The organism is Henriciella pelagia (assembly GCF_002088945.1).
Lineage (GTDB): Bacteria > Pseudomonadota > Alphaproteobacteria > Caulobacterales > Hyphomonadaceae > Henriciella > Henriciella pelagia.
In genome coordinates, this window is record NZ_NCSU01000011.1 from 151,175 (window position 1) to 176,125 (window position 24,951).

Genomic DNA, 24,951 nt, shown 5'->3' on the forward strand with positions numbered 1-24,951 from the left:
AGATTACGGCAAAGGCGAGACGCGGATTACGCGATGACTGCACTGTCATTCTGCGTCTGAAGGCAGGATGAATGCAAATTCCGGCGAGAGTGTCGCCTTGACCATGTCACCCGGTAGAGGACGCTGAGGCCCAATGCTCACCGCCCGAAATGTGCCACCGGATTCATCGATGAGGTCGAGTTCGATCAACGTCGACGCCCGCTTGGAGGCCTGTACACGAAAAGACGCCGAGGCCTGCGGGTCGATCTGAATGGCTTCGGGGCGCAGATGATAGGTGTCGGCCTCTGGCAGCTGAGAGCGCCAGCTCTCTGGCATGTCTTCGCGCCTGACGCTCTGGAGCGGACCAAGGGCCCGCGCGACCGCCAGCGAATTGGGATGCAGGTAAAGTTCCTCTGGCGTGCCTTCCTGCAAGATGACGCCATCCTTCATCACCGCGACCCTGTCTGCGTCCCGCATCGCTTCGGAGGCGTCATGGCTGACGAGAAGGGCCGGAATACCTGATGCAGCAACAGCTTCCAGCGCAATCCGCCGGACATCGCTGCGCAGCGTAACATCAAGCCCGGAGAAGGGCTCATCCATCAGTATCGCGACAGGCTTCGCGGCCAGGGCCCGCGCAATCGAGACGCGCTGCTGTTCGCCGCCGGACAACTGATGCGGAAACGCGTTGGCGCGGTGACTGAGGCCGAGCTTGTTCAGCCATTCCAGTGCAATCCGCCGCCGCTCCGTCTTCGGCGTGCCGGCAAGGCCAAAGCCGACATTGTCGATAGCATTCAGGTGCGGAAACAGCGCAAAATCCTGAAAGATCAGTCCGATATTGCGATCTTCGGCCGGAACCTGACCGCTTACGGAAGACAGGACATCGTCGCCGAGGCGGATTTCCCCTTCATTGACCGGTTCCAGCCCTGCCATGAGCCGAAGCAAGGTCGACTTGCCGGCGCCGGACATGCCCAGAAGCGCTGTGATCTCGCCCGGACGGAGCGTCAGCGATGCCTTGTTGACCACGCCTTTGGTGCCATAGGCGCGGGATACGCCGTCGGCGATCAATGGCAATTTGTCTGTCATCCCGCCGACCTCGCTTCGCCTGCACGCGTGAGCTGTAACGACAACAGGATCACGGGCACAAGGCCTGCAGCCGTGATCAGCAGGGCTGGCAGCGTTGCGGCGGCCAGCCGTTCATCACTCGCATAGGCATGCGCCTGCACGGCGAGCGTGTCCCAGTTGAACGGGCGCAGCATCAGCGTCGCTGGCAGTTCCTTCAGGATTTCGACAAACAGGATGATCGCCGCCGCCGCGGCGCCAGACATGGCGACCGGCAGGTCGACTCGCAACAGGCGCTGCATGCGGTGTGCGCCGAGGCTTCGAGCCGCATGGCTGAGACTGGCCGGGGCGCGCGAGAAGGCCGCGCTCAGCGGTTCGGCGCCAGCGGCTGTGAAGCGGCTTGCATAAATCCAGACCAGGAAGACCAGCGCGGCCGGGCCGGCCACCGAAAAACTGGTCCAGGACAGGATGAACAGCGCGCCGAGGGCAAGGACGATGCCGGGCGCGGCGTATCCTGCGCCAGCACTGATCCGCCCGATGAGCTGGCTCGTCCTGTTCTGCCGCGCGCCGATCACGACGGCCAGCGCCAGGACAAATGCCAGCGCTGAGCCCGCCGCTGCCAGCGTCAGCGAATTGAAGAAGGGGCGCCAGATTTCGCCATGCCCGAGGCCGGTTTCGGCGCTCAGCCAGATCAGTCGGGAGACCGGGAAGACGAAGGCAAGCAGGAGCACGGCGCTACAGCCCGCAAAGATCAGCCACCGCGCGGCCTTGCCTGATTGCTGCCGTCTCGGCGTACGCCACCGCGTGGCCGTCTGCTGGATGCCGCCCCTGCCGCGCGCCGCCCGTTCGGCGAACTGTAGTGCAAAGGCGATGAGGATGAGCAGGAAAGCCAGTCTTGCAGCGACAGCCGGTTCACTGAAGCTGTGCCAGGCCCGGAAAATACCGACGCTGAGCGTCTGGACGCCGAGATAGCTCGCTGCGCCATAGTCGGCGGCTGTCTCCATGAGGGCGAGCGCGAGGCCTGCAAAGATGGCCGGGCGTGCCGCCGGGATGGCGACCGACAGGAACAGCCGGCGCGGCGAGGCGCCAAGGCTCCGCGCAGCTTCCATGGTGCAGAGGGAGAGGTTCGAAAACGCGGCCCGTGCAGTGAGATAGGCATAGGGGAACAGGGCGCAGGCCATCACGAAGGAGAGGCCCGGCACCGAATACAGGCTCGGAAACCAGTAGTCGCGCGCTGACAATCCTGTCGTTTCGCGCAGGACGCTCTGCAGCGGGCCGGCAACATCCATGATGTCGGCCCATGAATAGGCCAGCACATAGCCCGGCGTCGCCAGCGGTAGGATCAGCGCCCATTCGAAAAAGCCGCGGCCCGGAAACTCATACAGGCTGACAAACCATGCTGTCGGCACCGCGAAGAGGATGATCAGCAGTGCGGTCAATAACAGCACGCCTAGCGTCGTCAGCGTGTATCCAAGCAGCTGTGTCGATACGATGTGAGACCACGCCTCGCCCCCGCCCCCGACCAGACCGGTCATGAGGGCGATCAGGACGGGTGCGCCGATCACCAGCGCTGCAATCAGCGTGATGACCGGCAATGATCTCATGCGCGTTGCGAGTTTGAAGGTCGAGGGTGCGGCTTGCATCTGGATCCAGGCTAGTTCCAACCTGCGCCATCATAGATGCGTTGGGCTGCGGCCTGATTTTCACCGAAGGCGCTCAGACGCATGTCGCTCTCTTCAAAGGCAGGTATGCGCTCGAGACCGGCTGGACGCTCGGTTTCCTCAATCACTGGAATCTCCTTGGTTTCATCGACCAGCAGGGCCTGACCTTCAGGGGTCAGCAGAAACTCGATGAATTGCAAGGCAAGATCTGCGTTCTGCGAATGGGCGGCAAGGGCCGCGCCGGTGATGTTGACATGCACGCCTGTCTCCGGCCCGAAACTCGGGAAGAGGAGTTCGGTCGCGTTCGCGGCATTGCGGGTGGTCGAAGAGCCGCTCTCGGTCATCCGGACCCAGTAATAATGGTTGGTAATGGCGACACCGCAGAGGCCTGCAGCGACGGCCTCGATCTGATCTGTGTCACCGCCCTGCGGCTGGCGAGCCATGTTGTCGACCACGCCCTCTGCCCACGCAGCAGCTTCATCCGCGCCCCAGCGCTCGATCATCTCGCCCATGAGGGACAAATTGTAGATATTGGTCGATGAGCGCACGCAAATTTCGCCCTCGAGCGATGGGTCGGCGAGGTCCTTCCACTCGTCGACCTGATCGGCCGAAATGCGTTCCGGATCGTAGGCAACGCCGCGCACGCGCCGTGCAAGCCCCACCCATTGGCGCCCGTCATCCAGAAGGCGCGCGGGAATACGGCTTTCAAACTCGCCTTCGGGAAGCGCCTGCGTCAGGCCGGCATCCTCGAACCGCCAAAGTGCGCCGGCATCCGAAGCGATGATCAGGTCGGCCGGGCTGTTCTCGCCTTCGGCCTTCATCGTTTCAAGCAGCTGATTGGCGCCCGCCTCGCGATAGAGCACCTTGACCCCGGATGCCTTTTCGAAGGCTTCATACATCAGGCGGTCGGAATCGTAGTGGCGCGCCGAATAGATGCGAAGCGTGCCATTGGAGCCGACCTCCACATCCGTATTTGCCGGTGCGTTTTCGGATGGGGCGGGGGAGCAGGCTGCCATCGCGCCTGCCAGCGCCAGTGCTGGGAGAAGTGTTTTCATCAGAGCCATATAGTGGCTGTCTCACAATTGAGAAGCATTCGCAACTGGGAGAGGCAGAGTGTCTCACTTAACGTGTCGAACCGCGTCATTCTGGCGGTTGAGGCTAGGATCGGCGCCTTTGCCCGACTACATGCAGTGTCGATGACAGTGAGCGCCTCATCCAATCCCTCATTCCGGCGGCGGATCGCCGTGGCCGGTGCGGGCGTTATCGGCCTGTCCTGCGCTTTCGAGCTGGCCCGGCGAGGGCACGCCGTCACATGCTTCGACGGCGGCGATGTCCGCCGGACGACCAGCTGGGCGGCCGCCGGCATGATTGCGCCAGCCTATGAAATGTATCTTCACGGTGGGGAAACTGGCAGCGCGCTCAACGAACTTTCCTTTGAAAGTGCGCGCCTCTGGGAGAGTTTTGCGCCGGCGGTCAGACAGGTCTCCGGCATGCCCGTCGGATACAGCAATGCGCCAACACTCGCAGTCGCCCAGTCGAGCGAGCAACGGGCAGGGCTACGGGCACTACAGGCCGCGCTGAGAGAGATTGGCCACACCGCTTACTGGATCGACCGGGAGCGTGCGATATCCCGGCTTGGTCTCTCGGCGCGTGTCGATGCCGTGCTTGAACTGACGAGCGACCATCAGGTCGATAATCGAAGACTGCTCACAGCCCTCCGCACCGGGCTTCGCAATCTCGGCGGGGCCGTGGTGAGTCACCACATTGGCTCACTCGAAGACGCTAGCCGGCTCGGAGGTTCAGCTCCCTTCGATGCGATCATCTGGGCGCGCGGCTGCCATGAGCGTGGCGTGACCCGGCATGTGAAAGGGCAGGCGCTGGCACTGCATCCGGTCGAGGGCATGCCGGCGGAAGTGGTCCGGTTCGGAAGTGGCTACATCGTGCCGAAGCCCGACCGCATCATCATCGGCGCGACAAGTGAAGCGACCTATTCACATCCGGGGGTGGATGCAGCCGCAATTGAGGCGCTCTTCCGGTCCGCCTGCAACATTGTCCCGGGACTGCGCACGGCCCGCCGCCTGGAAAGCTGGTCCGGGCTACGCCCAGGCTCGGTCGATGCCGCCCCCATCATCGGCCAGCACAGTGACAGGGAGTTCGTCGCAACCGCACACTACCGGAATGGAATTCTGCTCGCGCCGGCCACCGCGCAGCGGATTGCCGACATGGTCGAAGGCAAACCCAGTTCGCCACGTGCTGAAAGTTTTTCACCAGACCGTCCGGCGATTGCGACGGTTTGAAACTGGATTTCAGGACGTGGCCAGTCTAGGTGGTTGGCTGTAGGAGGATACACACATGCACTCAATCGGTCAGATGACGGAAGATCAGCTCGCGATCAAGGACGCTGTGGAGCGGACCTGTAGCCAGTTTGACGATGAATACTGGTCCAGGACCGATGAGACCGGCAACTGGCCAGAGGCCTTCTGCGACGCGATGGCAGAGGGCGGCTGGCTCGGCGTCGCATTTCCCGAAGAATATGGTGGTGCCGGCCTTGGCCTGACGGAAGCGGCACTCGTCATGCAGACGGTAACCCGCTCCGGCGCTGGCTATTCAGGTGCATCGGCAATCCACCTCAACATCTTTGGCCCGAAGCCTCTGGAAAAGTTCGGGACCCCGGAACAGAAGCAGGAAAACCTGCCGCGCATCATCTCCGGCGAAGAGAAGATGTGCTTTGCGGTCACCGAGCCCAATTCCGGCCTCGACACATCCAGCCTGGAAACAAAGGCTGAGCGCACGAATTCCGGCTATACGATCAATGGCCGCAAGATCTGGACGACGGGCGCCCAGCGAGCCGACAAGATCCTGATCATTGCGCGCACAACGCCAAAGGATCAGTGTTCCAAGCCGTATCTCGGCCTCTCTCTATTCTACACCGACCTCAACCCGAACAAGATTGAACGCAAGCCGATTCCGAAAATGGGCCGCAAGGCGGTCGAATGTAACATGCTCTATATCGATGGCCTCGAAGTGCCAAAGGAGCATCTGATCGGCAAGGAAGGCGAGGGCTTCAAATACCTGCTCCAGGGCCTCAACCCGGAACGCGTCCTCTTCGCCGTCGAATCCATCGGCCTCGGTTTCGCCGCGCTTGAGCGCGCCGCAACCTATGCCAATGAACGCGTCGTATTCGGCCGCCCGATCGGCCAGAACCAGGGCATCCAGCATCCGCTCGCCAAGAGCTGGGCAGAGCTGAAAGCCGCCGAACTCCTCGCCTACAAGGCGGCCGGTCTCTACGATATGGGTCAGGACTGCGGAGCTGAAGCCAATGCCGCGAAATATCTCGGCACCGAAGCTGGGTTCCGCGCGTGCGAGAACGCCGTGCTCACGCATGGCGGCATGGGATACGCGAAAGAGTATCATGTCGAGCGTTACATGCGCGAAGCCATGCTCGCCCGCATTGCCCCGGTCAGCCGTGAGATGATCCTGAATTTCCTGGCCGAGCGCGTGCTCGGACTGCCGAAGAGCTATTGAGGCCCTTCGACAAAGGATTTCATGAGCTCGTGGAACTCGTCAGTCGAATTGGTGCGTGGATACGGCGTGTCAGGCACCGGGACGCCCAGAAAGGCGCAAAGTGGCTCCCAGCCATCCTTGGCCTCGTGGACAAGCAGTCGTCCCTCTGGATAGGCGGCTTTCACCGCCGCTTCGTGTGCCTCGAAGGCAGCGATCGCGCCGTCCTTGTCCGTCATGCCGCCCAGGCTGCGACCAATCACGACCTTTTTGACCATTTCGATCCAGCCTTGGAGGTGCGGCGGCGGCCCGCGCTCGTCGAGCAGGCTGGGCAGAATGGTGTTTGAAAAGCTTTTCCACCAGCTTTCAGCGGAGCGGGTCGAGAGAATCATCTTCGCCTCGGGAAAGGCAGCGTGGACGTCGCGCCAGAAGGCCGCCGTTGGCCAGTCCACGGCACTTGAAAAGCCATCGTAGATCGCGTTCCAGTCGGCCTTTCCGTCCACCGCATCATTCCAGAGCGGCACCTGCTCGGGTCCGTTCTTCACCACTTCTTCCATATGATGGCACGGCGCGCCGAGCAGCTGCTCCAGCGCCAGCTTGAGCGACATAGTTCCTGTCCGGCCAAAGCCGGCGCTGATGACTTTCAGTGACATGCGTCCCCTCCACAAAATGCGGCCCACCGCCGCGACCCTCCAGATAGCATGAGGCGAACCGGGCGAGAAGTAAAACGGCTTCGCGGCGACCGTAGCCAGCTACTTCTTTGGCTTGCGCATGATTGTACCCGAGAAATTGAGGCAGGGCTTTCCGTCACCGGTGATGAGGCCACGTACGAAGATGAGGGACCGGCCAGCCCTCAGCACGTCTCCGCGCGCCTCAATATAGGTCCCTTCGACAGGGCCTGAGAGGAATTCGGAGTTGAACGCCACCGTCAGGCCATACTCGTCCTGGATGTGTTCATGCGCAATCGCAAAAAGGGCATAGTCGGCGAAGGCCATCAGGCAGCCGCCATGCACGACACCGCCCGCATTCATGTGCTTGCGCTCGGCCCGGAAAGCGGCGACCGGCCCTTGTTCATCCGCGCGAAAATAGAACGGGCCCGCCGTCTCATACTCAAACGGCTCGGTCGGCCAGGTTTGCCAGCCGGCAAACTCGCCCTGCTTGATCTCTACTGTTTTCGTCACGCATGTCTCCTGAATCGCTCGGTCGTGCGCAAACTGCGACGATGATGCCCCAACGTCCAGCCTTGCCCTTCGACTCAATTGCCATCAAAGCGTATGATGAAAGAAAATAGGTGTAGGAGACTATCATGGCATTCGATGCTGAAATCCGGCAGGCGCTGATTGAACAGGTTCGCCGCTTCGTCATGGAAAAATGTATTCCGCTCGAAGGCCAGGTTGGCGATACCGATGAAGTGCCACAGGACATCGTCGATGAGATGAAACAGCTCGGCCTGTTCGGTCTTGCTGTGCCTGAAAATTTTGGCGGTCTTGGTCTCGATATGGAAACCGAATGCCTGGTCGCGTTGGAGCTGGGACGCACATCACCGGCATTCCGGTCCGTCGCAGGCACCAATATCGGAATCGGCTCACAAGCGCTGGTTCTTTTCGGTACGCCTGAGCAGAAAGAGAAGTGGCTGCCAGGCATCGCGTCCGGCGACCTCATTTCCAGCTTCGCCCTGACAGAGCCAGGGGCCGGATCGGACGCTGGCAGCCTGACCACCAAAGCCATCCGCGATGGCGATCACTACGTCCTCAACGGCACGAAGCGCTACATCACGAATGCCAACAAGGCAGACCTGTTCACCGTCATGGCCCGCACCGCACCGGACGTGAAGGGCCCGAAAGGTGTTTCCGCCTTCGTGGTTGAACGTGACACGCCCGGCGTCAGCGTAGGCCAGCCGGAAAAGAAAATGGGCCAGCAGGGCGCGCATGTCTGCGACGTGATCTTCGAAGACGCCCGCGTACCGGTCAAAAACCTCATCGGGAATGAAGGCGAGGGCTTCAAGGTCGCGATGAGCGTGCTCGACAAGGGCCGTCTGCACATTTCGGCTGTTGCGACCGGCATGTCCGAGCGCCTCATCAAGGAAATGGTCAATTATGCGAGCGAGCGCGTGCAGGGCGGCAAGCCCATCATCGAACATCAGATGATCCAGGCGCTTCTCGCCGACAGCCAGGCGGAAACCTACGCCGCAAAGTGCATGATCCTTGATGCCGCGAGGAAGCGTGATGCCGGTGAAAATGTCACCCTGCTGGCTTCGTCTGCCAAACTGTTCGCAACCGAAGCAAACGGCCGCGTGGCTGATCGGGCTGTGCAGGTCTTTGGCGGTGCCGGTTACATTTCCGATTATGGTATTGAGCGGTTTTACCGTGACGCCCGCATCTTCCGTCTGTACGAAGGAACGAGCCAGATTCAACAGATCATCATCGCCCGCGAGCTGAAGAAGGCAGGGGCGGCAGACCTGTTGTGATCGCGAATGCGTGCAGGACTGAAGGGAGCAGGGGCTGATATGACGATCCAGGATGAAATCGGACCGGCGGATGTCGGGCTCAATGAAGCGCGCCTGAAGGCCATTCCGACTTACTTTGCGACGTCATACCTCGACACTGGAAAGCTTCCCTGCGTTGCGACCATGGTCTCGCGCAATGGCCAGGTCGTGCACGAGGCCTATCGAGGCCGCACCCTTATCGATGGCGGCGACCCGATCAATGCCGACACGATCTTCCGCATCTATTCCATGACCAAGCCGATCACATCGGTGGCGGCGATGATGCTGTTCGAGGAGGGCAAGATCCGCCTCGACCATCCTGTCAGCAAATACATCCCTGAATTTGCCGATACAGAGGTCTGGGTCAAAGGCACGATTGACGATTACGAGACCCGCAAGCCGATGCGCCAGATGGAAGTGCGCGACCTGTTCACCCATACATCCGGCCTCACCTATGGCTTCCTGATGCAGCATGAGGTGGATGCAATCTATCGCCGCGAGAAGATCGCCCGCCCGGACGAAACTCTGGAAGAGATGTGCGCGCGTCTCGCACAGCTCCCCCTCCTGTTCTCGCCGGGAACGCGCTGGAATTACAGCCATTCGACAGACGTGCTTGGCCGCGTCGTCGAAGTTGCTTCCGGCGAAACGCTCGACACCTTCTTCCGCGAGCGGATTTTCGAGCCTCTTGGCATGGTGGATACCGATTTCTACGTGCCGGAAGAGAAGCTGCGCCGACTCATGGCCTGCTACAACCGCAACCCGGACACAGGTGCCATAACGCTGAGCGATGGCGCGGGCGCCGACTCGAAGCTTTATCGCGCACAGCCGCCGCTCCTGAATGCGGGCGGCGGTCTTGTTTCGACGCTGCGTGACTACCATCGCTTCTGCCAGATGCTGCTGCACGGCGGTACGCTGGAAGGCGCGCGTCTTCTCAGCCCGAAAACGGTCGAGTTCATGCGGATGAACCATCTGCCGGAGAACAAGACGATCAGGCAGATGGGCGACAAGACCTTCTCCGAAGCCCGCATGGAGGGCAATGGGTTCGGCCTCGGCGGGAGCACCATCATCAATGTCGCCGAGACCATGCAACCCGGATCGCTCGGCACATTCAGCTGGGGCGGCCTCGCCAACACTTTCTTCTGGATCGATTTCGAGGAAGAGCTGATCGCGATCCAGGCGACGCAGATGATCCCGTCCGGCTGCTACCCGATCCGCCCGCAATTCCAGCAACTCGTCTACGCTGCCATCGACTGGTGAGCGAGGAAGAACGCAAAAAGAGGAAAGAGACGCTGGATGAGATCATCCTGCGCCTCACCTGCGAACGCGGAGCGGGCAAGACTATCTGTCCGTCGGAAGTGGCCCGGGCCTTCCGGCCCGAAAACTGGCAGCAGCTCATGGGCGAAGTGCGCGTCCGCGCCGTGAAGCTGGCGCATGCAGGCGAGATTACGATTTACCGAAAAGGAAAGCCGGCAGACCCCGATGATTTCAAGGGGATCTACCGGCTTGGACGTCCAGAAATCGGATGACGCCGATCAGGCTTTCCTGAAATCGGCCGGACGCTTTTCGAGGAATGCCTTCACGCCCTCGGCAAAATCAGGCGAGCGGCCAGCGGTCCGCTGGGCAAAGCGTTCAGCCTGCAGCTGCGCATCAAGATCATTGTCTTCTGCCTGCCAGACCAGGTCGCGGATCATGGAGAGCGCCGTCGTCGGTCCATTGGCGAGCTGGAGCGCATAATTTCGCGCTTCGTCCATGAGCTTGTCATCTGCGACGACGCGATTAACGAGGCCCCAGTCCAGTGCCTGCTTGGCCGGGATCTTTTCGCCGAACAACGTCATTTCCATGGCGCGGGCCCGGCCGATGGTGCGGGCCAGCAAATAGGTCGAGCCGCCATCCGGTACGAGGCCGATACGTCTGAAGGCCTGCAGAAAATAGCTGCCTTCCGCCGCCACAATAAAATCGCCCATCAGTGCAATCGAACAGCCTACACCTGCCGCAGCACCATTCACCGCCGTGATGATCGGGTGTGGGTGCGTTCTCATCGCCTTGATAAAGGGATTGTAGACGCGGTCGAGTTCGCGGCCGGCATCGGGCTTGCGCTTCGGTCCCGCACCGCTGCCGGGTTTGGCTGACAGGTTTGCGCCGGAGCAGAAGCCGCGTCCATTGCCGGTGATGATCGTGCACCGTGCCTCGTCACCCGCCATTTCAAGCGCATGGCTCATCTCTTCGATCGTGTCGACGCCGGCTGCATTCATCGTTTTCGGGTCATTGAAGGCGATGACGGCAATTTCGTCGTCGACGGAATAGGTGATCTTCTCGAAACTCATCGGCGTATCCTCTTTTGTCTGGCGGCAATGTAATTGATCGCGCCGCCCTGAAAACCGTGACGTGGCGGAAGACTTTTTCAATGCGCTCAACCTCATGTATGATGGGGAAAACAGAACATGCTCCGGGAGAACGAACATGCCACTCGAAGGCGGCCCTGCAGGCCACATGAATTCAGTTCTGGCGGCCCAGAAGGCTGCCCACATTCGCGACGGCATTCCGTCCGCCGAGAAGAGATATGACTGGCTGGAGCGGTCGATTGACCTCCTCGTGACGCATGGCGACTCGCTTGGCCGGGCCATGAGCGAGGATTTCGGCCACCGATCCAGGGACCAGTCGGACTTCACAGACATTGCGAGCTCGATCGCCGCACTGAAATACGCAAAGAAGCACCTTAAATCCTGGATGAAGCCGGAGAAGCGGTCTGTCGACTTTCCGTTGAACATGTTTGGCGCAAAGGCGAGACTGCATTTTCAGCCCAAAGGCACAGTTGGCGTGATCAGCCCCTGGAACTTTCCGGTGAACCTGACCTTCACTCCGCTCGCCGGTATATTCGCTGCGGGCAACCGCGCGATGATCAAGCCGTCGGAGTTCACCGAGGCCACCTCTGATCTTATGAAAAAGCTGATCAGCGAGTATTATTCCGAGGAGGAAGTGGCGGTGGTCACCGGCGGTCCGGATGTCGGTGCGGCCTTCTCATCCCTGCCTTTTGACCATCTCGTTTTCACGGGCGCGACGTCCATCGCTCACCATGTCATGCGCGCAGCGGCCGACAACCTTGTGCCACTCACGCTTGAACTTGGCGGCAAGTCGCCCGTTATCCTCGGGAACTCGGCAGATCTCGACAAGGCCGCCAAACGCATCATGGCCGGCAAGACGCTGAACGCGGGGCAGATCTGCCTTGCGCCAGACTACGCCTTTGTGCCCAAGGACAAGACGCGGGAATTCATTGCCGCCGCGACCGGCGCCGTGGAAACCATGTTTCCGTCAGGCCTGAAGGAGAATGACGACTATACCTCGGTGGTGAACCAGCGTCATTTCGAACGTCTGAATGGCTATCTGGACGACGCCCGCGCCAAGGGTGCGGAGATTATCGAGATCAATCCCAGGGGTGAGAACTTCACCCAGCAGCCTCATCACAAAATGGCGCCGCATATCATCGTTGATCCGACTGATGACATGAAGGTGATGCAGGATGAAATCTTCGGTCCCATCCTCCCCATCAAGTCCTACAGCGACACGAAAGACGCGGTGAACTATGTCAATGCTCACCCACGTCCGCTCGGCCTTTATTATTTCGGCCAGGATGCAAGCGAGCGTGATTATGTCCTCAACAACACGACGTCAGGCGGCGTGACGGTGAATGATGTGATTTTCCACGTTGCCCAGGAAGACCTGCCATTTGGCGGGGTCGGCCCCTCCGGCATGGGCAGCTATCATGGCATTGATGGCTTCAGGGAGTTCAGCCACCGCAAGTCTGTCTACACCCAGATCGGGGCCGACCTGCTGGCAGTCATTCGGCCACCTTACGGGGAAAAGTTTCGCAAGCAGGTAGAATCTCGCTTGAAGCGCTGACATATTCACATAAAACGGATGCAGGCGAACTTCGTGATACGCGGTCCGTAGCCAGGCCAGGGGATGGGACAGGGCAAGGCAGCATGTTAAGTTCAATCGAACGCTTCAAGGCGCACGTGCTGGACCAGCTTGGTGAAGGTGTGATCGTCACCGATGCCAATGGCAAGATACTCACCGTGAACCGCGCCGCAGAGGAAATTCACGGCCGCGTCCGCCTTGATGTGCCGCCGGATGACTATAGCGACACCTACAAGCTCTTGACCATGCAGGATGAGCCGTTTCCGACGAATGAGCTGCCGCTATCGCGCGCCGTGCTGAAGGGAGAAACGGTGACCGATGCCGCGTGGAAGATCAAACGCCCGGATGGCAGTGTCGTTGTAGCCGTCGGAACGGCCCGCCCTGTCCTGGATGAGGATGGCAAGCAGGTCGGCGCGGTTCTTACCATGCGGGATGATACGCAGCGTCACCATGCGGAGGAGGGGTTGAAGGAGGCGCTGTATCTCAAGGAAATGCTGCTCTTTGAGGTCAACCACCGCGTCCGCAACAGCCTGCAGATTGTTTCATCCATTGTGTCCCTGCCGCTACAGAAACTACAGGACAAGGAAGCGTGCGAAGCACTTCGCCAGACCCGCGACCGGGTTGACGTCATCTCCGCCACCCATCGCAGCCTCTACGAACTTGGCACGCATGACCGCGTCGACTGCGTGAAGCTTCTGCCTGGTATCTGCAGCCAGATCGTCGAGACCTACAAGGCTGGGCGGGGGATCAAGCTCACATGCGACGCGCGCGGCGAGATTGTCCTGTCGATCAGCAAGGCCGTATCGCTCTGTCTTGCCGTGACAGAGCTGCTGACCAATGCCTGCAAATATGCTTTCGACGGCCGCAAGAATGGCCGCATCACCCTGTTGATTGACGGCGAGGGCGAAGAGGTGATGGTGTCCGTCATGGATGACGGCATCGGAATCAAGCAGGGCGCCGTTGACCCGAGCGGAATGGGCATCGGAACGCTTCTGGTCGACGCTCTGACAAGTGTCCTTGGGGCGCAGGTCGATTGCGAGACCGGCTCAGGCGGAACCCGTCACACGATCAGCTTTGCTCAGGAGGATATGGCGCCGCACAAAGCACCAGCCTCCTCTGAGCCGACCCCATCGCGCCAGTCCAGGAGCGCCTAGCGCTTCAGGAAATCCGGCACATCGCCACCGAAGCCGCGAACACCATCATTCGCCGGCTCAAGATCCTTCCTGGAGCGGCGGTCGGAAGATTTGCGGTCACCGGACTTGTTCTTCTTCGGCCGGGATTTCGATTCCAGTTTCTGCTTCTCGGATTTTTCTGGTGCGTCGGCGGCAGGCTTTTCCTCGGCCTTTTCCGGTGCCTTTGCTTCGGTCTTTCTATCGCCGGTCTCGTCTGCCCTCGAGCGTGAGCGACCGCCGGAACGGCTTCCGCGGCCACGCCCGCGACCCTCACCGCGCTCGCTTCTGCCGCGACCACGGCCCCGGCCTCTGCCTCCTGTGTCTTCCGGCAGGTTTTCCAGTTCCTCTGCGAGGCCTTCCGGCATGAATGTCTCGACTTCGGTCTTGATCAGGCGCAGCACGCCGGCCCAGGATTTCTCGTCTTCGGGGCTGACAATCGTGAAGCTCTCGCCGGTGCGTCCTGCGCGGCCCGTGCGGCCGATACGGTGGACATAGTCCTCATCCTTGGGCGGAGGCGCATAATTGAAGACGTGGCCGACATCCGGCACGTCGAGACCGCGTGCGGCCACATCGGACGCGACAAGCAGTTTCAGTTCTCCATCGCGGAAGCGCTCGAGCGTCTGTGTGCGATAGGCCTGCGGCAGGTCACCATGAATGGCCGCCGCGTCAAAGCCGTGCTTGATCAGCGACTTCGTCACGATATCGACCTCGCGCTTGCGATTGCAGAACACGATGCCGTTCTTGACGTCGCGCGTTTCGATAACGCGGCGCAGCGCCGTGCGTTTCGCCTTGTCATCATTGCGCGTGATTTTCACGACATGCTGCGTGATCGTCGAGGCGGTCATGGACTGGCGCGCCACTTCGATCCGCTTTGGGTCCTTCTGGAAGGTCTTGGCGAGCTTGGCGATTTCCGGCGGCATGGTTGCCGAGAAGAGCAGCGTCTGGCGACGCGGCGGCAGCAGGCCGAGAATCTTCTCGATGTCCGGAATGAAGCCCATATCCATCATGCGGTCGGCTTCGTCGATGACGAGGATTTCGACACCCGTCAGCAGGATCTTGCCGCGTTCGAATTGGTCAATCAGGCGACCGGGCGTGGCGATAAGAACGTCCACGCCACGCATCAGCTTGATTTCCTGTTCCTTGAACGAAACACCACCGATCAGCAGGGCCATTTCCAGTTTCAGGTGCTTGCCGTACTTCTCGAAATTCTCCGAAACCTGCGCAGCGAGTTCGCGCGTCGGCGCCAGGATAAGCGTGCGCGGCATGCGTGCCCGCGCGCGCCCCTGTTCAAGGCGATGGATCATCGGAAGCACGAACGCAGCGGTCTTGCCGGTGCCTGTCTGGGCAATGCCGGTCACGTCACCGCCAAGCAGTACATGCGGGATCGCCTGCGCCTGGATCGGCGTCGGGCTGTCATAGCCGGCTTCTGCGATGGCCTGCAGGATTTTCGGGCCAAGGCCGAGGGCGGCAAAGGTGGTCTTCGGGGTGTCGGTAGTTTCTTCGGTCAAAAGCGTGCCTTTCGGGCAATGGAGTAAGTCAAAGTCGCTCGGTAATCCGCCCGTATGGCGGCTGGCCCGGGCGAATCCATGCCCGGAAGTGCGTATCTCGCGCCGCCATAGCTCAATTTTCGCACGTGCAAAAGGATTATGGACAGGCTGCAATGGTTTCTGCGTCTTACAGTTGCAAAAAAGCCCGCCCCTTTGAGAGGCGGACTTTCTTCAGTTTTTGCGATGTTGAACTAGCTCGCGTCTGCGAGGTTCTGGTTCGCAAAGTCCCAGTTGACCAGATTGTCGATAAAGGCCGTCATATAGTTCGGACGGGAATTCTGGTAGTCGAGATAATAGGCGTGTTCCCAGACATCCATGGTCAGGAGCGGCGTTGCGCCGTCTTCTGTCAGCGGCGTTTCAGCATTCGGCGTCTTGCGGATGGCGAGCTTGCCATCCTTCAGGACAAGCCAGGCCCAGCCTGAACCGAACTGGCCACCACCGGCTGCCTTGAACTCTTCAGCGAACTTTTCATAGGAGCCGAAGTCAGCATTGATCTTCTCTGCGATGGCGCCGCTCGGCTTGCCGCCGCCGCCTGGCTTCATCGAGTGCCAGTAGAAAGTGTGGTTCCAGACCTGCGCGGCATTGTTGAACAGGCCGGCCTTGGACGAATCGGATGCTGCCACCTTGATGATCTCTTCAAGCGACTTGTTTTCAAGGTCGGTGCCTTCGATCAGCTTGTTGAGATTGGTAACATAGGCCTGGTGATGTTTTCCGTGGTGGAAATTCAGCGTGTCTTCTGAAATGTGTGGTGCCAGCGCATCGCGGGAATAGGGTAGGGCTGGAAGGTCAAAAGCCATAAGGGTCGCTCCTTGCATTTGCGTAGGTTTAGTTTTGTAGCGCGTCGCACTCCATATGGGTTCCATGCCAGTTTCTGCCACCCTGACAAGCCCTGAAATGTGGGCAAATATTGATAAGCAGCTCAGAAAAACCGATGAGGATCGCTGGATTTCGTCGCGCTATGCACCTGGCGCGCAGCGCCGGGGCCTCGTCGCGCTCTATTCGTTCGCCGTCGAGCTCGCCCGCGTGCGTCTTGTGGTGACTGAGCCGGGGCTGGGGGCGATCCGTTTCCAGTGGTGGCGCGATGCTATTTCAGAAATCGAATCAGGACAGACGCCGCGCGCCCACGAGACTGTTTCAGCGCTTGCCGATCAGGTCGCGATCGGCCAGCTCAAGCCCGATGCCCTGAAGCGGCTGATCGATCTCTACGAAGACGCCTTCGAAGCGTCGGACCGTGCCCGCCAGCCGGAGACGCTTCTCACGGCAACGGCGGCCCGCGTCCTGGCGCCCGCGCATGGATGGGGCCGCCACGTCCACGCGCTCGCGCCGCATGTTGCCGCGCTCCGGAGAGGTGAGCGCGTCGGATATGGGCCAGTCGTCCCGACCGTGCCGAAGGCCATCCGCCCGGCCATCGCGCACTTCCGGTTGCGGCGGCTCTACGGCAAGTCGACAGAACCCGGCCGCCTCGCCAAGCGGCTGTGCATCCTTCGCGCCGTGATGTCAGGTGAAGTCTGACCCGGGCGCCCATGCCTGCAAAACATCCCATTGCTGACTAGCCCGGGCGGTCCAGTCGTGGTTTCGGCATGAGGAACAGGACCCCGAAAATTACGATGAACCAGATCGCCACGGCGAGGAAGCAGTCGCGAAAGGCAAGCACGCTGGCATCAGTGGATATCTGCCGGCCAAATTCGCTGAAGGCGGTCTGGAAGGCAGGCAGCTGCGGAAGGCCTGCCGCTTCCAGCTCACGCGCAGTCATGGCATGGGCGTAGGAAAGTTGCGGGTTCGACTCATTGAGGCTGGCGGCCAGGTGATCGCCGTGAAAGATCAGCCGCCTCTGCAGCAGGATGGCGAGCAAATTCACGCCGAATGCACCGCCAACCTGCATCAGGAAGGATGCGCCGCCCGTCGCTGATGCCAGCAGGTGTGGCGGTACCGCCCTTATTGCAGTCGTATTGCTCGGCGGCATGCAGAAGCTGATGCCCACGCGGCTGAGCACGATCCAGAAGACCAGGACCCAATAGGGTGTGAGCGCCGTGACATGCGACAGCAGATAGGCCGACACCGCGAAGCTTACGATGCCGAAAGCGAGCAGCCACCGTGTGTCCACCTTGTCGCTCAGCCGCCCGGCAATCGGGAATCCCATCACCATGGCGAGCCCGGCAGGGATCATCATCACGCCTGCCGCTGTTGGCGAATAGTGTTGCACCAGCTGGACGAAGAGCGGGATGAGATAAGTCGACCCGTAAATCGCGACTCCTGTTGCCGCAATGATGATGCCGGTCGCCCAGAACTGCCTGTAGGCAAAGATCGCGGGATTGAGCGCCGGGAAGGGATGGCGTCGCTCCCACAGGAAGAACACGATCAGGGACACAATGCCGAGGCTGAACTTGATGAGCGAAAGGTCTGAATCCCAGCCATCCCTGTTGCCGCCCGCAAACCCTGACAGAAGGCAGACAATGCCGATGGCCAGCAGTACGAGACCCTGCCAGTCCAAAGGACGTCGCTGGGCTTTCTGCTCCTGGTCGACATGCGGCATCAGGAAGGGCGCAGCGATCAGGGCGACGAGCGCCAGCGGTACGGTTGCGACAAAGACCAGGCGCCAGCTCGATATGTCGACCGCAATCCCGCCGAGCGCCGGCCCAAAGGCAGGGGCCAGCACCACGCCAATCGAGAAAAGACCAATGGCCGTGCCACGCATCCTGTCCGGAAAGGTCTGGAAGATGAGAAACATGGACATGGGCTGGAGCAGGCCTGCCGCTACGCCCTGCATGGCTCGCGACACGATGAGCAGTTCCAGCGCGCTGCTGACCGCGCCGAGCGAGGACCCGGCAATGAAGACAATCATCCCGAATGTGTAGGTCGCCCGCGGTCCGTAATTCGACATGGCCCAGGCATTGGCCAGCATCGCAATCGTCGAAGCTGCAAGAAACGCTGTCGACATCCACTGCGCCTGGTCCTGCCCGAGACCGAAGGCACCTATGATCGCGGGCAGGGCGACATTGATGGTTGTTGCAGCCAGCAGCGTCGACATGGAGCCGACAAGCATCGAAAAAAGCAGCAGCCAGCGATAAATCGGACCGAATTGCGCAAAGCGCTCGCGTACCGGTTCATTGGCAAGCGGTGGGATATCGACTGGCAGGGGAACCGGCGCGCGAAATGCGCCGGGTCGCGGCGGATGCGCGCTTGTGCTCACCGGGCATCGCCGTCGGCTTGCTTGCGGATGCGTACACGAACCATGGTGCCGGGTCGCAACGCGACATCAGCCTCATCAAGCGTGATGCTGACGGAGATGCGCTGGGTTATCTTTGTGAATACGCCGTTCGCATTCGGGTTTGGCATCAGCGAGGCTTCGCCAATCGTTGCATCATGCACGCGGTCCACCGTACCGCTGAACCTGATACCGGGATAGCTGTCGACCTTTACCAGTACAGGCGCGCCTGGGCGGACATTGCGGATGTCGGTCTCCTTGATGTTCGCCGATACCCAGACATCGTCTGGATTGTGCAGCAGCGCCATGCGGAATCCGCGCAGTGAATGCTCGCCCACATCATAGAAAATCTCGTCAACGACCCCGTCAATGGGACTGCGGATCGAATGCTGGTCGAGGACAACCTTCTGCGCATCAACACGCGCTTCAGCCTGAAGCAGGGCGGCGCGCAGGACAGAGAGGTCATGTTCGATGAGCTGGACTTCCTGGCTGCCGATGCTGGCAGTGCGCTGCTCAGCAGCAGCGCGCTGGCGGTCGGCTTCGGCGCGTCTGACGGCCTGTTCAGCCGTGTCGAGCGCATTCTGCGCCTGGTCGAGGGCGGCGCGGGACACCCGGCCTCGGTCGAACAGGTCCTTTGTCCGGTCGAAATCCAGCTTCGCGGTCTGATAGTCCGATTGTGCCGACTGGACGGAGGCTGAGGCAGACTGCGTACCGGCGGCGCGGGCTGCAACTTCGCTTCCAGCCTTGGACGAAGCCAGCGTGACGCGCGTGTCCTCCCGCGCGATCTCGGCCCGAAGCCGCTCGGCCTCGGCCTCATATTGGGCCAGAAGGAGGGAGGCTTCGCGATCATCAATGCGGAACAGCACGTCGCCTTCAGACACCCTGTCACCCTCATCGACAGCGACATCGGTGATCCTTCCGGAAATGTCAGTCGAAACGGCGATCATGTCCGAAGCAATGCGCGCGTCGGCGGTCGACACATAAGCGGCGCGGTCCGAAAGAAAGCGCACGATCAGGATGACCGCAAGGAGGCCCGCGACAATCGCCAGCCAGAGCCGTGTGCGCCGGGAACGAAGCAAGCTGGCCACGCGGCGAGACCGCGTGTCGCTCTCAGACGGAGTGGATGAAATATTGCCGTCCATGCCCATTCGTCAGCTTCGTCAGAAGCTGAGCATCCTTCCTCCCTGTCAGCTCTTGCGCTGGTGGATGCTTCGTCCACGTGCCCATAATGACGTTTTCGAACGATTGTTCGAGATATGACGTTGAGGCAACTATACCGAACGATGGTCTCAAATCAGTCGTCAAACCCGCGGAACGTCGCTGCCTCATCCACCGACTTGCGTGTCGACACCACGGCATTTGCGGGAAACGATTCGTCGGGCCAGCCTATGGCCACGCACGTCTGGATGACCTGATCATCAGGAATCTGGGCATGTTTACGCACGACAGGGCTCTGCATGATGCCCTGGCTGTTGATCACACAGCCCAGCCCCTTGGACCAGGCCGTGTTGACGATACAGTTGACTACGCCGCCGCAGTCGAAGGGCGCGATGTCGCCGCCCTGCAGCGCCTTGTCATAGGTCACCACGATGCAGGCCGGCGCGTCGAACTGGCGAAAACCGCGCAGCACCCAGTCGGTACGCTTTTCCTTGTCATGACGCTCGATCCCCATCGCTTTGAAAAGCTGCACCGCAATGCCGATCTGACGTTCGCGATGCACGCCCTCATAGTCAGGACCGAGGCGAAACTCGCGGCTGTGAGGCACGCCAGCGACATTGCGCTCGACATTGCCCTTGCGGATCTTGTCCAGCACTTCGCCAGTGCAGACATAAAAGTTCCAGGGCTGTGAGTTCAGGGATGTCGGCGCGCGCATGGCAATTTCGAGAATTTCCCGGATCAGCGCTTTGGGCACAGGCTTGTCGAGATATCCTCGAATGCTGCGCCGGCTACGGACCACCTCTTCATATTCCATCCTCGACCTCCCGAATTTCTGTTGTTCGCGGGAAAGCTAGAGCGCTTCCCCAAGGGTAGTCAAAGCCCTTGGGCACAGGGTGGATCACGCGCCCTGTCCTGTTGTGGTTCGTGCAGTCAGTGGGATGCCGATGGAGCCCTCCCGCCCGCAAGGCACTTTCTGCGATGTGCTCTGATAAGCGTTGGCTCCCGCTTCCACCTGCGCCGCTCTGCCACACTCCACGGGTGACCCTAAAGGTCTCATATCTCCCGTCATGTTCGAGCAACCGATCAAACGAGGTCTGAAGCAGCGCTGCGCGAGGTGCGGGCAGGGTAGCCTGTTCCGGTCCTATCTCAAATTCCGCGATGAGTGCCCCAGCTGTGGCCAAGACTTTAGTGTTGCCGATACGGCGGATGGCCCGGCTTTCTTCGTGGGCTTTCTGGTCATGATCCTGTTCGCGCCATTCTATTTCATCCTGCCGATGGTGAGCGCGCCTCTTGTCCTCAAAATCGTGCTCTGGATCATCTTGCTGTCGACGATGTTCGGTCTGGCGCTCTTATTGCTGCCGCTTTTCAAGGCCGTCCTGTTCAATCTTCAAATTCGCAATCGCGCTGAAGAAGCCAAGTGGGAAAGCACGGGCAGCCACGGAAAACCGCCCAGAGGCTGGAACCAGTAATCCTGTGATTGCGGAATGGCGCGCCGCGTCGCGCGCAATTATCGACTCTCCAGCAGTCCTATAAAGAAAACCTATACTAAGGTGCATTCATTTCGATTGGCCCTATAGATCGCAAGACGCTACAACCAGTCCGAACCTAAGTTCGTCAATTCAAAAACATGGGAGACACTATGGCCGACGACATGAAATGCCCATTTTCGGGTGATCAGGAGCGACACTGGCTTTTCCGCGGACCGCGGAACAAGGATTGGTGGCCAAAGCTTCTCAATCTCGACATCCTGCACAAGAACCATCCGGCCGGTGACCCGATGGATGAAGGCTTCGATTATGCCGAAGCATTCAACAAGCTCGATCTCAAGGCCGTCAAGGCGGACATCGCGGAGGTCCTGAACACGTCCGTTGACTGGTGGCCAGCAGACTATGGCCACTATGGCCCGTTCATGATCCGCATGGCCTGGCACTCCGCAGGCACGTATCGAATCAGTGATGGTCGCGGCGGCGCAGGCGCAGGCCAGCAGCGCTTCGCACCGCTGAACTCCTGGCCGGACAATGCCAACCTCGACAAGGCCCGCCGCCTCCTGTGGCCGGTCAAGCAGAAGTATGGCAACGCCCTCTCCTGGGCTGACCTGATGATCCTCGCAGGCAATGTCGCGCTTGAGGATATGGGCTTCAACACATTTGGATTTGCTGGCGGACGTCCAGACACCTGGGAGCCGGAAGAAGTCTATTGGGGCTCTGAGGCAGAATGGCTCGCAACCAGCGACAAGCCAAACAGCCGCTATTCCGAAGGCCGCGCTCTCGAGAACCCGCTGGCTGCTGTCCAGATGGGCCTCATTTACGTGAACCCTGAAGGCCCGGACGGCAATCCTGATCCGCTCGCCTCGGCTCAGGACATCCGCGAGACTTTTGCCCGCATGGCGATGAATGACGAGGAAACCGTCGCGCTCGTCGCTGGCGGCCACACCTTCGGCAAGTGTCACGGCGCAGGCGATGCAAGCCTCGTCGGCGCAGACCCGGAAGGCTCTGACATCGCGGCACAAGGCATTGGCTGGGCCAGCACGCACGGTACAGGCATTGGTGACGACACCATCACCTCCGGTATCGAAGGGTCCTGGACGCCGACGCCGACGAAATGGGACATGACTTATTTCGACATGCTGTTCGGTTATGAATGGGAACTCGCAAAGAGCCCGGCTGGAGCACACCAGTGGCAGCCCGTGAACGTCAGGGAAGAGGACATGGCGCCGAAGGCCCATGATCCATCCAGGAAGCAGATCACTATCATGACGACGGCTGACATGGCGCTGCGTATGGATCCTTCCTACGAGAAGATCTCCCGCGACTATCACGCCAATCCGGAGAAGTTTGCCGACGCGTTTGCCCGTGCCTGGTTCAAGCTCACCCACCGCGACATGGGCCCGAAATCTCGTTATGTCGGCCCCGAAGTGCCTGCTGAAGACCTGATCTGGCAGGATCCGGTTCCACCCGTCGATCATCCGCTGGTTGGCGATGCGGACATCAAGGATCTCAAGGCCAAGGTTCTCGCATCCGGCCTCACCGTGTCAGAACTCGTCTCCACGGCCTGGGCGTCTGCGGCTTCTTTCCGCGGTTCGGACAAGCGCGGCGGCGCTAATGGTGCCCGCATCCGACTCGCGCCGATGAAGGATTGGGACGTGAACCAGCCAGCCCAGCTGCAGAAGGTTCTCTCCAAGCTCGAAGAGATCAAATCGTCCTTTGGCAAGCCGGTCTCTCTCGCTGACCTGATTGTCCTTGCCGGCTGCGCTGGCGTCGAAAAAGCGGCAAAGGAAGCAGGCTACGATGTGACGGTACCGTTCACGCCGGGCCGCACCGACGCGACGGACGAGATGACGGATGCCGACTCATTCGAGCCGCTGCGCCCCCGCGCAGAAGCCTTCCGCAACTACGTCGAATCGACCGACTTCACGGTTCCGACCGAGGAGATCATGATCGACCGCGCCAATTTGCTGAACCTGTCGGCACCTGAAATGACCGTCCTGATTGGCGGCCTGCGCGTTCTCGGCAACAATGTCGGTGGTTCGAAGCACGGTGTGTTCACCAAGCGTCCGGGGCAGCTGACGAACGACTTCTTCGTCAACCTGCTAGACATGAATACAGGTTGGCAGCCATCCGACGACAAGGGCCAGCTGTTCGAAGGTCACGACCGGGCAACCGGCGACCTGAAGTGGACGGCATCCCGCGTCGACCTCGTCTTCGGTTCGAACTCGCAGCTGCGGGCAATCTCTGAAGTCTATGCCCAGTCCGACAATGGTGAGAAGTTCGTGAAGGACTTCGTGAAAGCTTGGGACAAGGTCATGATGCTTGACCGCTATGACGTGAAATAACGATTACCTGACCTCAAAAAGGTCTCCTTCGAAGGCGGCGTTCCGGGGAATCGGAACGCCGTTTTCATTTGGACGGGTTCTGGACGGTCGAAAACCGTCGAAACTTGCTCAGGTTTCCGCGGGGAAAAACCGGAACCGGCGTTCATTTTCAAACCGTCCGATAAGCCGCTCTTCGCGCGTGCCGAGCCCGATATTGTGAATCACATAAGGCTCGCCCCAGCTCATCTTCCTGTCAGAGACAATGGCGATATGGGGCAGGGACCGGTCCACGCGGCAAGTGATGAGATCACCCGGCTGCCAGTCTTCTGGCGGAAGCTCGGTTGCGTTGCGGACAAGCCAGGTTTCGAGGTTCGGCACCCGCCTGTGATCGATGTTCCGGTCAGGCCCGGACAGGCCCCAGTTTGTAGGATATCTGCCGAAATTGGCGCGCATGTCTTCGTGGATGGATGTCTGGAAATCGTAGCCGAACGCATCGCGATAGGCGCGGATCACGACATCGATACAGACCCCCGATTCGCGCGGCACATCCCCGCCGGGATAGTCAATCTGCACATAGGCCGGATCATAGTCGAGCGTCACGCCGATCTGCCGCCGCGCCGCCGCAACCAGTTGAGTTGATTGAGAAAAAGCCTGCCAGCCTGCATTGTTGGCTGCCAGTGGTAGCGCACCCAGACCTGCCATGAACTGTCTCCTCGTCCTCATGGAGACAAAATCTGTCCGCCAGTTTTGGCGCGATTTGGGCAGAGGTCAGGCTTTTTGGAAGCCTTTAAGTTCGGCAAATTCAGACAGGTCAGCCCGTTCCGCGCGAAGCGCATTCACCGGATGGTCGGGGTCCGGATAGCCAAGGGCCATGCCGCAATAAAGCATCTCAGTCTCACCGAGCTGGAAATGCTCTTTCAGCGTGGGACGCAGGATGCCCCAGCACTCCTGGAAACACGTCCCCCAGCCGCGCTCTTCGGCAAGAAGGGCGAGGGTCTGCATATACATGCCGGTATGGGCCCACTGGCCATGGCCCATGCGCTCATCAATCACGAAGAACACACCCACGGGCGCATCGAAGAAGCGATAGTTGCGGGCGAACCACTGGATCCGACCGGCCTTGTCTTCGCGCGGGATCTCGAGCGTCTCATACATCATCTCGCCAACTCGGCGGCGGCGCGCTTCGTGCGGTTCCCACAGGTCTTTCGGGTAAATCGGGCGGTCGGTCGGCTCACCGCGAGGGTTACCGGCAAGCTTTTGCTGGGCAAGGTCGATGACCTTCTGTTTTTCGTCTCCCGTCACGACGATGACCCGCCACGGCTGAAGGTTACCGCCCGACGGTGCCCTCTGGGCGGTTGTCAGCCAGTCGCGAATTTCAGCTTCAGTAATCTGTTTGTCGAGATAAGCGCGTGTTGAAATGCGCTGATTGACGGCTTGCGTAACATCCATGGTCGATCC

The 24,951-nt window shown here is 60.4% G+C and carries 23 protein-coding genes; 10 read left to right on the forward strand and 13 right to left on the reverse strand.

The window, feature by feature from the left end; genetic code table 11:
• Positions 1-45: 45 nt before the first annotated feature.
• The 3 genes from B8746_RS10215 to B8746_RS10225 are packed head-to-tail and all read right to left on the reverse strand — an operon-like array spanning position 46 to position 3,754.
• Positions 46-1,062: an ABC transporter ATP-binding protein gene (locus B8746_RS10215; RefSeq protein WP_084393589.1), complete on the reverse strand. Its 1,017-nt coding sequence runs from the start codon at positions 1,060-1,062 to the stop codon at positions 46-48.
• Positions 1,059-2,702, reverse strand: a complete 1,644-nt coding sequence (locus tag B8746_RS10220; RefSeq protein ID WP_233124153.1) for an ABC transporter permease — start codon at positions 2,700-2,702, stop codon at positions 1,059-1,061. Before B8746_RS10220 ends, B8746_RS10215 begins: the two co-directional genes overlap by 4 nt.
• Positions 2,693-3,754: an extracellular solute-binding protein gene (locus B8746_RS10225; RefSeq protein ID WP_084394201.1), complete on the reverse strand. Its 1,062-nt coding sequence runs from the start codon at positions 3,752-3,754 to the stop codon at positions 2,693-2,695. The genes B8746_RS10220 and B8746_RS10225 overlap by 10 nt, the downstream gene beginning before the upstream one ends.
• A gap of 141 nt (positions 3,755-3,895) precedes the next feature.
• Between B8746_RS10225 and B8746_RS10230 the strand changes: the two genes are divergently transcribed.
• Positions 3,896-4,996 (forward strand): FAD-dependent oxidoreductase, encoded by a 1,101-nt coding sequence (locus B8746_RS10230; RefSeq protein WP_143434578.1) that lies wholly within the window; start codon positions 3,896-3,898, stop codon positions 4,994-4,996.
• Positions 4,997-5,051: 55 nt separating this feature from the next.
• Complete coding sequence (locus tag B8746_RS10235; RefSeq protein WP_084393591.1) at positions 5,052-6,224, forward strand: acyl-CoA dehydrogenase family protein; 1,173 nt, start codon at positions 5,052-5,054, stop codon at positions 6,222-6,224.
• Here the strand turns inward: B8746_RS10235 and B8746_RS10240 are convergent.
• Together B8746_RS10240 and B8746_RS10245 are read right to left on the reverse strand one after the other, a co-directional pair.
• On the reverse strand, positions 6,218-6,853 hold the full coding sequence (locus tag B8746_RS10240; RefSeq protein ID WP_084393592.1) for a sulfotransferase family protein: 636 nt from the start codon (positions 6,851-6,853) through the stop codon (positions 6,218-6,220). The two genes, B8746_RS10235 and B8746_RS10240, sit on opposite strands and share 7 nt — an antisense overlap.
• 99 nt (positions 6,854-6,952) lie before the next feature.
• A complete protein-coding gene (locus B8746_RS10245; protein WP_095380866.1) occupies positions 6,953-7,381 on the reverse strand; it encodes a PaaI family thioesterase in 429 nt (142 codons plus the stop codon).
• Positions 7,382-7,506: 125 nt separating this feature from the next.
• On the opposite strand from B8746_RS10245, the gene B8746_RS10250 reads away from it, so the two are divergent.
• The 3 genes from B8746_RS10250 to B8746_RS10260 are packed head-to-tail and all read left to right on the forward strand — an operon-like array spanning position 7,507 to position 10,211.
• A complete protein-coding gene (locus B8746_RS10250; RefSeq protein ID WP_084393593.1) occupies positions 7,507-8,667 on the forward strand; it encodes an acyl-CoA dehydrogenase family protein in 1,161 nt (386 codons plus the stop codon).
• Between the two features lie 39 nt (positions 8,668-8,706).
• The gene (locus tag B8746_RS10255) at positions 8,707-9,942 is read left to right on the forward strand and encodes a serine hydrolase domain-containing protein (protein ID WP_084394203.1); all 1,236 of its coding nucleotides are present in this window, start codon (positions 8,707-8,709) and stop codon (positions 9,940-9,942) included.
• On the forward strand, positions 9,939-10,211 hold the full coding sequence (locus B8746_RS10260; protein WP_233124155.1) for a DUF3253 domain-containing protein: 273 nt from the start codon (positions 9,939-9,941) through the stop codon (positions 10,209-10,211). The genes B8746_RS10255 and B8746_RS10260 overlap by 4 nt, the downstream gene beginning before the upstream one ends.
• 6 nt (positions 10,212-10,217) lie before the next feature.
• Here B8746_RS10260 and B8746_RS10265 read toward each other — a convergent pair whose 3' ends face one another.
• Positions 10,218-11,009, reverse strand: coding sequence for an enoyl-CoA hydratase/isomerase (locus tag B8746_RS10265; protein WP_084393595.1), 792 nt, complete (start codon positions 11,007-11,009; stop codon positions 10,218-10,220).
• A gap of 136 nt (positions 11,010-11,145) precedes the next feature.
• On the opposite strand from B8746_RS10265, the gene B8746_RS10270 reads away from it, so the two are divergent.
• A complete protein-coding gene (locus B8746_RS10270) occupies positions 11,146-12,582 on the forward strand; it encodes a coniferyl aldehyde dehydrogenase (protein WP_084394204.1) in 1,437 nt (478 codons plus the stop codon).
• 83 nt (positions 12,583-12,665) lie between these two features.
• Positions 12,666-13,754: a PAS domain-containing sensor histidine kinase gene (locus tag B8746_RS10275; RefSeq protein WP_084393596.1), complete on the forward strand. Its 1,089-nt coding sequence runs from the start codon at positions 12,666-12,668 to the stop codon at positions 13,752-13,754.
• Here B8746_RS10275 and B8746_RS10280 read toward each other — a convergent pair.
• Positions 13,751-15,280 (reverse strand): DEAD/DEAH box helicase, encoded by a 1,530-nt coding sequence (locus B8746_RS10280; protein WP_084393597.1) that lies wholly within the window; start codon positions 15,278-15,280, stop codon positions 13,751-13,753. The two genes, B8746_RS10275 and B8746_RS10280, sit on opposite strands and share 4 nt — an antisense overlap.
• A 230-nt stretch (positions 15,281-15,510) precedes the next feature.
• Positions 15,511-16,116: a superoxide dismutase gene (locus B8746_RS10285; protein ID WP_084393598.1), complete on the reverse strand. Its 606-nt coding sequence runs from the start codon at positions 16,114-16,116 to the stop codon at positions 15,511-15,513.
• 64 nt (positions 16,117-16,180) lie between these two features.
• Between B8746_RS10285 and B8746_RS10290 the strand changes: the two genes are divergently transcribed.
• The gene (locus B8746_RS10290) at positions 16,181-16,831 is read left to right on the forward strand and encodes a squalene/phytoene synthase family protein (RefSeq protein ID WP_158084598.1); all 651 of its coding nucleotides are present in this window, start codon (positions 16,181-16,183) and stop codon (positions 16,829-16,831) included.
• A 37-nt stretch (positions 16,832-16,868) separates the two neighbouring features.
• On the opposite strand, the gene B8746_RS10295 is transcribed toward B8746_RS10290, so the two are convergent.
• The 3 genes from B8746_RS10295 to B8746_RS10305 form a co-directional block, all read right to left on the reverse strand.
• The gene (locus B8746_RS10295; RefSeq protein WP_084393600.1) at positions 16,869-18,509 is read right to left on the reverse strand and encodes a DHA2 family efflux MFS transporter permease subunit; all 1,641 of its coding nucleotides are present in this window, start codon (positions 18,507-18,509) and stop codon (positions 16,869-16,871) included.
• Positions 18,506-19,666, reverse strand: coding sequence for an HlyD family secretion protein (locus B8746_RS10300; RefSeq protein ID WP_084394205.1), 1,161 nt, complete (start codon positions 19,664-19,666; stop codon positions 18,506-18,508). Before B8746_RS10300 ends, B8746_RS10295 begins: the two co-directional genes overlap by 4 nt.
• 152 nt (positions 19,667-19,818) lie before the next feature.
• Positions 19,819-20,496 (reverse strand): nitroreductase, encoded by a 678-nt coding sequence (locus tag B8746_RS10305; RefSeq protein WP_084393601.1) that lies wholly within the window; start codon positions 20,494-20,496, stop codon positions 19,819-19,821.
• A gap of 253 nt (positions 20,497-20,749) precedes the next feature.
• Here B8746_RS10305 and B8746_RS10310 point away from each other — a divergent pair, with 253 nt between their 5' ends.
• Both B8746_RS10310 and katG read left to right on the forward strand, forming a co-directional pair.
• Positions 20,750-21,151, forward strand: coding sequence for a DUF983 domain-containing protein (locus tag B8746_RS10310; RefSeq protein ID WP_084393602.1), 402 nt, complete (start codon positions 20,750-20,752; stop codon positions 21,149-21,151).
• Between the two features lie 170 nt (positions 21,152-21,321).
• On the forward strand, positions 21,322-23,514 hold the full coding sequence (katG, locus tag B8746_RS10315) for a catalase/peroxidase HPI (protein WP_084393603.1): 2,193 nt from the start codon (positions 21,322-21,324) through the stop codon (positions 23,512-23,514).
• Between the two features lie 108 nt (positions 23,515-23,622).
• On the opposite strand, the gene B8746_RS10320 is transcribed toward katG, so the two are convergent.
• Together B8746_RS10320 and B8746_RS10325 are read right to left on the reverse strand one after the other, a co-directional pair.
• Positions 23,623-24,195: a DUF1287 domain-containing protein gene (locus B8746_RS10320; RefSeq protein ID WP_233124158.1), complete on the reverse strand. Its 573-nt coding sequence runs from the start codon at positions 24,193-24,195 to the stop codon at positions 23,623-23,625.
• A 66-nt stretch (positions 24,196-24,261) separates the two neighbouring features.
• Positions 24,262-24,942 (reverse strand): nitroreductase, encoded by a 681-nt coding sequence (locus B8746_RS10325; protein WP_084393605.1) that lies wholly within the window; start codon positions 24,940-24,942, stop codon positions 24,262-24,264.
• Positions 24,943-24,951: the final 9 nt, after the last annotated feature.